We start from the raw sequence: 9,076 nt of genomic DNA on the forward strand, positions 1-9,076 counted from the left end.
AACGATTCATGAATAGAGAGAACGCCAGGATGCAGGATGCTTCGGCCTGTGGTTCGGGTTCGGCGGCGGAAGGGCCCGCTGCCGAACTCATCGGCATCACCAAGGCCTTCCCCGGTGTGATAGCCAACAACAACATATCTCTAACCATATGGCCCGGAGAGGTGCACTGCCTGCTTGGAGAGAACGGTGCAGGGAAATCGACGCTCATGCAGATCCTCTCCGGCATGTACGAGCCCGACTCGGGAACGATTCGGGTGTTCGGCCGAGAGGTCCGCATCGATTCTCCCCGCAAGGCCCTTGAGCTCGGGGTGGGAATGGTGTACCAGCACCCGACCCTTATTCCGGTGTTCACGGTTCTTGAGAATCTTCTTCTCGGCGGCCGGGGACGTCTCACCCTGGACCGTAGTGGTGCGTTGAAGCGGTTCAGGGAATACGCGGACCTGCTTGGAATCGACATCGATCCCGGGTCCCTGGTGGGCAGCCTTGCCCTCGGCCAGCAACAGCAGGTGGAGATCATAAGAGCCCTCTGGAAGGGATCCTCTGTGCTGATCCTTGACGAGCCCACCTCCATGCTCACGCCCAAGGGCATCGAAGAATTGAAGGAAGTCGTAGCCCAACTCAAACAGTCCGGGCTTGCCGTGATATTCATCACCCACAAGCTCCATGAGGCCCTGGATACGGGCGACAGGATATCGGTTCTCAGGGGAGGCAGGTTAGTCGGGTCGCTGGAGCCCTCTCTCCTGCATAGCACGGAAAGGTCAGAGATCCGGTCCATGGTGATCGAGATGATGTTCGGCAAGGAGACGAGCGGTGTCACGGATGTGGCCGAGGTCAAGGCCCGGGCAACCGGCAGGTCATTGACCAGGCATCTGTCCGGGAGAGCGGTTCTTGAACTCGTGGACGTCTCTGTAGAGGCTGAACACGGTGAGGTCGAGGTGGAGGGGATCTCTTTCTCCCTGCGTGCCGGTGAGATTCTGGGGGTCGCCGGTGTCGACGGGAACGGACAGCGGGAACTGGCCGAGGCGATAGCCGGGCAGCGGAGAATAACCGCCGGAGATATTCTGTTGAATGGAATCTCCCTTTCAGGGTGTAGTGTGGCGGAGCGGCAGAGGATGGGACTGCGCTATGTGACCGACGACCGGATGGGGGAAGGGATATGTGCCCCCCTCAGCGTGGGCAGGAACCTGTTTCTCAAGAGGATAGGTCAAAAGCCGTTCTGGAATTGCGGAAGGGCCGACGAAGGGGCGATCAGGGAGACTGCGGAGAGGCTGATCAAGGAATACGACATTCACACCCCGGGTGTGGAAAGCAGGTGCGGTGCGCTGTCCGGCGGGAATATTCAGAAGGTTTTGCTGGCCAGAGAACTGCTGTTCGACCCCAAGGTGGTCGTATTCAGCAAACCCACCCACGGGTTGGATCTCAAGACAACCGGTATGGTACGGGAAAGGATCAGGAGGCTGGCCGACGAGGAGGGCGTTGCCGCGCTTCTCATCTCCACGGACCTGGACGAGGTTCTCGATCTGGCGGACCGGATCGCTGTCATGTATCGGGGCCGCATATCCGGGATCGTGGAGAATCGGGAAGGAATCGAGAAGGTCGTGGGTGAACTCATGGTGGGCGGGAGTCTGTAGGTGGCTGGCACGATAGAGGTCAACGAAGGGGCATTGGGGGACGATCCGAAGGGGGCTCGTGGTCCCGGCGGCGGAGTCCTCGGCAGGGTGTGGAAGGGCGCGGTTGAGGGCATTGGACCTGTGGTACTCGCCCTGATTGCGGGCGGTTTGTTGCTTCTTGTGTTGGGGAGGGATCCCATCTCCTTTTACGGCCATATCGTCCGGGCGGGGCTGGTCAACAAGAGCGGGCTGCAGGATACGGTGATCAGGATGGCTCCCTTGCTCTTGATGGCCGGGGGCCTGATAGTCGCCTTCCAGGGAGGCATCTGGAATATCGGCGGAGACGGCCAGTTCTTAATGGGGGCGGCTCTGGCGGCTGGGTTCGGTCCCGCATTCATGGCGGCAATGCCCGTATGGTCGAGCCTTTTCCTCTTGTGCGTCATAGGCACTATCGCCGGAGGCCTCTTGACGATCATACCTGCCGTGCTCAAGGCGAGGTACGGGGTCAACGAGATCATCAGCTCTTTGATGATGAGCTTCATAGGCATCAACCTGGCGAACCTGCTCATCAAGGGGCCGTTTCGCAGCACCAAGACGCTTGTGCCCCAGACCGACGTCGTCCCTTTTGCGAAATTGCTGCCGCCGATTCCGGGAACTCGCATCCACGTGGGGATCGTTGTGGCGCTCATATTGATCTTCCTTGTCTACGATGTGATGAAAAGAACCTCCCTGGGGCTCAAGCTGCGGCTTCTCGGCGCGAATCCGAGGGCCGCCCGGCATGCCGGGCTCAACAACTCGCGGCTCATAGTGGGTGCGTTCATGGTAAGCGGCGCGTTCATGGGGCTTGCAGGGAGCGTGGAAATTCTCGGTGTATGGGGTTATATGAGGGCGGATTGGAATCCGAATTTCGGGCTTGCGCTGTTTGCGCTGGTCTTCTTGGCCCGGTTGAACGCGTTGGCGACCATACCACTGGTTGGATTCTATGCGGCCTTTTCGATCGGGGGGCATTCCGCGGCCAGGGCGGCCGGACTTCCGGACGACTTCATGCTGATAATCATAGGATTGGTGCTGCTCTTCATGGCGCTCAGCGAGTATCTCAAGGAGCGGCGGTCCGGGTCGTCTGGCCTCCTGTTGCGTGTCCTTCGCAGTCTGCGGGAGTTAAGGACCGATGAATGATCTCTTGAGTGTCTCCTTTCTGTCCGCACTGGTTTCGGGCGGCATTCTCGCGGGAATGCCCGTGCTGTTCGCAAGCCTTGGAGAGACGATCTCCGAACGAGCCGGCGTGCTGAACATAGGGCTCGAAGGGATGATGCTGGCCGGTGGTTACGCAGGATTCGTGGCGGCGCTGTACTCCGAACAGCACTGGCTGGGCTTGGCTGCAAGTGTGGGCGCAGGTGCCCTCATTGGGGTGATTGTGGCCTGGTGCTGTGTCGGCCTCAGGATGGATCAGATCGTGGTGGGGATCGCTGTCCTTATTCTTGCAGAAGGGGTTACCAGCGTTCTGCAGCGAGCCCAGTTCGGAACCACCTATCCGCGGCTGGAACAGGTGGCGATTGTCAAGATACCTCTGCTCTCATCCATCCCGGTACTGGGATCCAGCCTCTTCACCCAGCCTCTGGTCGTGTACATCGGGTTTGCCATGATCGGGGTGCTGCACTGGCTTCTGAAATCGACCTACATAGGTCTCAATCTGCGAGCCGCCGGAGAGAAGCCTGAGGCGGTGGATGCAGCCGGTATCAGCGTGGTGGCCATACGCGCCGTAGCCGTTCTGGTTACCGGTGGACTGGCCGGCCTTGGTGGCGGGTACATGGCTATCGTGGGTGCGGGTATCTTTGTGCCCTTCATGACGAAAGGCGCCGGCTTCATCGCGATCGTGGTGGCGATGTTGGCCAGAGGAAGGGCCGTATGGGTGCTCATAGGCTCGCTCCTGTTCGGGATGTCGGTCTCACTCACTACATCGTTGCAACTGATAGGAGTCGAAGTGGCCCAGGACGTTGTCAACATGATCCCCTTCGTAGCGGTGATGATAGCACTCGTTGCCTTTGCCAGGGGAGCCTATCTGCCGGCTGCCCTGGCCATACCGTATCACCGTGAAGCGAGGTAGGGGGGTTACAAAAGTCTTTGATCCTTCGGACACTCGGTCTGCTCTACGATCTCTCTGGGGGAGGTCCTGCTCGCATCTTTCTTGATCGGGCTCAGAGCCCGCTGATAGCATTTGCTCTTGCTTTGCGAGGCTTTGATTGGCGAGAGAGAAGAATCAGCACAAGGGCCAACACCCCCGCTGCGACGGACAGGATGCCCATGGCATAGAAGACCCATTCCAGACCCAATCGATCTGCGATGTACCCTGACAGGGTCGATGCAAAGGAGCCGACTCCAAAAACCGAGAAGAACTGGATTCCGTACCCTGTTCCGCGGAACCGCACGCTCGTGTATCGCGCCAGGATGTGGACCCCCGTGGGCTGTGTGGAAAAGTAGAAGAAAGCATAGGCCAAGGCAGAGAGGACGAGGAAGAGATTGGTCAGGAAACCCATGAGAAAAAGAAAGGGGGCTCCGAAGAGAAAGGCGGCGAAGTAGACTGTCTCCGGGAGATACCGATCAGAGAGGTTGCCCCCCATATACTGGCCGATCGTCCCAAAGAGCAGGGCGATCGTCGACATCATGCCTCCCAGGGCCACGCTTCCGATGGGGAGGGACTCTATTTGCACCTTCTGAGCCATATAAGTAGGAAGGAATGTCATGACCCCCCTGTAGCACAGACCTACCATCACGGATGAGGCAAAGAAGACGATGAGGGGGAGAAACAGAACCTCCCCTTCCTCCTGCGGGCGCTCGCCCTCTGTCTCATTCCCAGGATCGTTCTGCGGTCTCTCACGAAGCGTGAGGGAAGCCACTCCCACGGCGAGCCCGGCGACACCGAAGATGGCGTAAGTGGCCTTCCAGCCGAGAGCAGACGCAAGAAACCCGGCGACAACGGGGGTGAGAGCCACGCCGAGGCTTCCGGATATCCCGTGGATTCCAAAGCCCTTGCCCGCCTTGTTGATCCCCTTCGAAATCAGAGCGTTGCTGGCAGGATGATAGGTGCTGCAAAAGAGTCCCAGCATGCCGATGAGTGCACCCAACGCCACCAGGGAGCCTGAGAGGGCCACGAGGAAGGAGGAGAGAGCCGCCCCGAAGAGGTACACGCTGATCAGCCGCTTCGAACCGAAGCGGTCAGCCAGAATGCCGGCCGGCAGGGATCCGAGGCCGAAGGCGAAAAAGCAGACATTCCCGATCAGTCCGAGGTGGAAGTAGTCCGTGGCAAAATCCCTCTGAAGCATGGGGAGGACGGCGGAAAAGATCAGGATGAACCCGTGGTTCAACCCGTGGGCGGCTGTCACGACTCCGATGATCCTTCGTTCTTCCCCTGTCATCCGATCGCGCTCCCGTGTTCCCTTTAAGAACCATATTTTGCGGGGAGGGTCAATAGAAAGGGGACCGGATTCCCTGACTTTTGGGATACACCCCTATCGGTTCGCCCGGATTATCCAAAATCCGCCGGCTGAATTGAGAACTGCCGAAAATAGAAGGAAGGCTCAATTTATGAATTCACCCTTAAGGTGGTGATGTGGTTTAATGCTACGTGATGAATCGACTCTTATTGCTCAACCAGCCTGTCATTCCGAGGAGCGGAGCGACGAAGAATCTCGCTTTGTTTCGGTCGCTCAGCCCAGTAGCAGAGATTCTTCACACTCCGAGGTGGCTCAAGACTTGTCCCTTCACTCGGTTCACGGCAGGCTCTCGAGCAAAGCCAAGGAATGAACAATGGCCCGATAGTTTGGGTCTGACCAAGTGAGAATAGACAGAGGGTCAGGGATTATTCTTCACCATTGACATCCGTTGAAAGATATGTATAATACAAAAAGGTATATTACCAAGTAGTATAATACCCCGCGCGGAGCGTCCCATGCCCAATCCATTCAGGTTCGGTAAACTTACGCGAAGGCTCAAGGAGACCGTGAGGATCTTTCTCGTCGCCCCAAGAAGGTATGGCAAGACATCGTTGATCAAGAAAGTTCTCGAAGATCTCCGGAAAGAAGGCATGGCCACGGCATACCTGGACCTCTACTGGGCCAACTCCTCCAGGGAATTCCTGGAGCTCTGGGGCTCGAGGGTCATGCGGGGATCCAGATCCATAGCAAGAAAAGCGGCGCGTTTCATGAAGGACTTTCTGCCCCGGCTCAGGCCCAAGCTCGGCTTTGACTCGGATGGGGACCCGGAGATATCCGTGGATATCTCCGAACACCTTCTCGAGCAGGCAGTGGAAGAGCTTTTCGATCTCCCCGAAAAAATCGCCCGAGCGGAGAAAAGGCACTTCGTGGTAGTCCTCGACGAATTCCAGGAGATCCTCAGGCTGGACGGCGAAGCCTTGGAAAGGCAGATGAGAGCTGCGATCCAGAACCACACAAAGGTGAGCTACCTCTTTGCGGGAAGCAAGACCCACATGCTCGGCGACATGGTCTCGGACCAGAGGCGGCCCTTCTACCAGATCGGGACGGTGATGACCATAGACAAGATCCCGGAAGAGGAATTCCGGGCGTTCGTCCGGGCAAAATTCTCAAAGAGCGGCAAAGAAATTTCATCCGAGGCGCTGGTCTACATGTTTGAAGTCGCCCAGAACGTTCCCCACTACGTTCAGCTTCTCTCCTTCAACCTCTGGGACCATTATCAGAACACCTCCCGCCTGGAAAAGAAGCATGTAGAGGAAGCACTGACCATCACGCTCCGGAGCCAGGAGCCCGCCTTTCTCGCCCTTTGGGAAGGTCTTACTTCGCATCAGCGAAAGACTCTCCAGGCCGTCTCCGCTCTCAAGGGTCGCCTCGTTACTGCCAAAGAGACGATACTTCGTTTCGGCCTCGAGTCCGCCTCCAACGTGGCAAGAAGCCTCAAGGGGCTTTGCTCAAAAGGTATCTTGAGAAAAGAACCGGAAGGCTATGTTTTCGATGATGTCCTTTTCGGCCGGTGGGTGGAGAGATGCGCCGGTCTCTCCTGACCGTGTCTGTGAGAGCACTGCGTGGCCTCGGAGAAAGCAAGAAGGTATCTTAAAGCCATTCTCATGTAGAATGACCGAGGCGAGTCCGGCCCTGTAAGAATCAAGGCCGATTTGGGTATGAGCCTTGAGGGCCGGGGTGCTCTCAGGCTGACATCCCTTGACAAACCCGCGGGCTTTTCGTTTATTTGACGGGTCAAAGGGAGGGCGCGGTTTCGAGTGTCGGCCGCATATCCCATGGGAGAAAGTGCAGCGGGGAGAGGGGAATGAGCGACTACGAACTCGATGGTTCAGAAAGCGTTCTGGTGATCAGTCCTCATCCCGACGACGTGGACTTCGGATGCAGCGGGACCATTGCCAGATGGAGCCGGATGGGGATGGAGGTCGGCTACGTTATCTGTACGAGCGGCGAGAGGGGCACGGATGACTCTCAAATGGACCCCGAGAGGCTCGCCGCTGTGAGGGAGGAGGAGCAGCTCAGGGCGGCCGAGGTGGTGGGTGTCAGGCGGGTTTCGTTCCTCCGTCTCGAGGACGGCGGGCTCGAGAACAACCAGGCCTTCAGGGAGATCCTGGTGAGGGTGATCCGGACGTACCGGCCGGACATACTGCTGACCATGGACCCTGCAAACACGAGTTTTGATAATCCTTACGTGAGCCATTCAGACCACAGGGCAACTGCGCTTGCCGTATTCGACGCGGTCTACCCTGCTGCGAGGAACCGGAATTTCTTCCCAGAGCAGCTCGAGCAGGGGCTCGCTCCCCATCCGGTTGACAGGATCTATTTTTTCGGGACCGACCGGCCCAACACCTGGATAGACATCACCGACACCATGGAGGCCAAGCTCGAGGCCCTTCGATGCCACAAGAGCCAGATGGGAGACTTTGAGAATCTCGAGGCGCGGATCAGGGAACGGCACAGCCGGCTGGGGGCTGAAAAGGGAATGGCCTATGCAGAGGTGTTCCGCTACCTGAAGATTTCCCGCTAGCCGAGGCGCAGGTCTAGGCTGATCAGAAGCGCCGAAGGCGGCCCGATCCCACAAAGGGGCTCTCGTGGATATGGAACGGTGAGGCGAAGATGCCGGAGCAACTCGGCCTGTTTACCGAAGAAAATACGCTTTTCAATACTGCCACACAGCAGATCCTGGATATGGATTTTTCCGGGTGCCTGGAGAGCCTTGTCCTGTACCAGAAGCGCTTTCCGTGGGGGCGTGATGTCGGCCCCATAATCGAGATAGCCTCCTTCTTGAGTGTGAGATTGGCAAAGGAGAGCCGGGGAGCCATGGGCCCAGAGGAGGTGGAGGGACGCTACCAGGTGTGGCAGGAGTTTGAGACGGCGTTCGGCTATCCATGGCAGGCTGGCTCCTTTCAGGAGAGGCTTCAGACCAATTACTTCTCCGTCCTTGTAAATGGTTTGGTATCCGGTGGTTGTGGAGGAGGAATTGAGCTGCCGGGGGGGACCCCGGTGGGGCTCATCTATCTGCTGGCCGGCCGTATCAGGGAAGCCGCGAAATCGCTTGAGGCGCTGATCCAGGAGAAGCACCGGAGTGCGGCTGCCTGTGGGTATCTCGGCGATGCATACCTCCTGCTCGGTGACGTGGATAGGGCTAGGCTCTGCTACCGGGAGGCCTTTACCATAGAGCCAGCTCAGGTTGATCTCAAGCGGCTCCAGGATGGAGAACTAAGACTGTTTCTGGAGACCATCTCGGAGGATGAAGCATTTGAGAGGGACCCCGTTGCATGGCTTCCGGTGGCGGGGCAGCTCGAGGGGTTTTTTGAACGCCGTGTCTTGAGAGATCAGGCAGACCTTGACCGCTGGCTTGCTCGCTACCTGGAGTTGCTTGAGAGCCAAACCCAGTCTGGGGACATGTCATTGATTCCCAGGCTCTTCTATCATGCCATGGTCTTGTCGGACAATGCCCACGTGATGAGACTTACCGGAAAAACCGATGTCCTTGAGATCAGACGCAACATGAAGAAATGGCAGCCGGTTGTGTTTGCTCGGCATATGGAGAAGCTGGATTCAAAAGAAAAGAGGCCCTAGCATGATCAAATCATGGGGAAATCATGGGGTCATGGGGAAATCATGGGGTCAGGTCTTGTATTATTACATGACATCGATGTGGCGTCATTACACTGCAGCCTTGATTATTCTGCTGATCGTTGCATAATGAAGGCCCAAGTGCCTGGCTATTTCTGTCAGAGTATAACCATAGTCGAGATAGGCTTTCTGAATGGCTTGGTTCCTCTTTTGCTTGTTTGCCTGTTTCCCCGGTGGCAAAAGTTCCTCCAATGAGGGCCTGAAAGCCAAGCGCTGCTCCTTGGTTATCTCGGTGACCTTTGACTTATCTTCTAACACAGGCTTTAATTTTTCAATGAACTCCTTGCTGCCAAGGATGGACTGGGCCTTCAATTCCTCCCATGGAGAAGACACCCTCAG

Annotated in this window: 8 protein-coding genes; 6 read left to right on the forward strand and 2 right to left on the reverse strand. The window is 57.4% G+C overall.

Translation table 11 applies throughout. From position 1 onward, the window contains the following. Positions 1-29: 29 nt before the first annotated feature. Genes JRJ26_11220 through JRJ26_11230 form a run of 3 tightly spaced genes read left to right on the forward strand, consistent with a single transcriptional unit; the run spans position 30 to position 3,714 of the window. Positions 30-1,631, forward strand: coding sequence for an ABC transporter ATP-binding protein (locus JRJ26_11220; protein ID MBW2058055.1), 1,602 nt, complete (start codon positions 30-32; stop codon positions 1,629-1,631). Beyond that, positions 1,632-2,786 carry an ABC transporter permease gene (locus tag JRJ26_11225; GenBank protein ID MBW2058056.1) on the forward strand — a complete coding sequence of 385 codons (1,155 nt, stop codon included), beginning with the start codon at positions 1,632-1,634 and terminating at the stop codon, positions 2,784-2,786. It begins immediately after the preceding gene. After that, positions 2,779-3,714 (forward strand): ABC transporter permease, encoded by a 936-nt coding sequence (locus JRJ26_11230; protein ID MBW2058057.1) that lies wholly within the window; start codon positions 2,779-2,781, stop codon positions 3,712-3,714. The genes JRJ26_11225 and JRJ26_11230 overlap by 8 nt, the downstream gene beginning before the upstream one ends. 91 nt (positions 3,715-3,805) lie before the next feature. On the opposite strand, the gene JRJ26_11235 is transcribed toward JRJ26_11230, so the two are convergent. Further along, positions 3,806-5,023 (reverse strand): MFS transporter, encoded by a 1,218-nt coding sequence (locus JRJ26_11235; protein ID MBW2058058.1) that lies wholly within the window; start codon positions 5,021-5,023, stop codon positions 3,806-3,808. Between the two features lie 533 nt (positions 5,024-5,556). On the opposite strand from JRJ26_11235, the gene JRJ26_11240 reads away from it, so the two are divergent. From JRJ26_11240 to JRJ26_11250, 3 genes are all read left to right on the forward strand, one after another. Next, entirely contained in the window at positions 5,557-6,642 is a 1,086-nt protein-coding gene (locus JRJ26_11240; GenBank protein MBW2058059.1) for an ATP-binding protein, read from the forward strand. A 263-nt stretch (positions 6,643-6,905) separates the two neighbouring features. Further along, the gene (locus JRJ26_11245; protein MBW2058060.1) at positions 6,906-7,625 is read left to right on the forward strand and encodes a PIG-L family deacetylase; all 720 of its coding nucleotides are present in this window, start codon (positions 6,906-6,908) and stop codon (positions 7,623-7,625) included. A gap of 89 nt (positions 7,626-7,714) precedes the next feature. Further along, positions 7,715-8,680 (forward strand): tetratricopeptide repeat protein, encoded by a 966-nt coding sequence (locus tag JRJ26_11250; protein MBW2058061.1) that lies wholly within the window; start codon positions 7,715-7,717, stop codon positions 8,678-8,680. A gap of 87 nt (positions 8,681-8,767) precedes the next feature. Here the strand turns inward: JRJ26_11250 and JRJ26_11255 are convergent. Continuing rightward, the coding region (locus tag JRJ26_11255) for a helix-turn-helix domain-containing protein (GenBank protein MBW2058062.1) at positions 8,768-9,076 on the reverse strand (309 nt) is incomplete at its 5' end.

This window comes from Deltaproteobacteria bacterium, assembly GCA_019308905.1.
Lineage (GTDB): Bacteria > Desulfobacterota > BSN033 > WVXP01 > WVXP01 > JAFDHF01.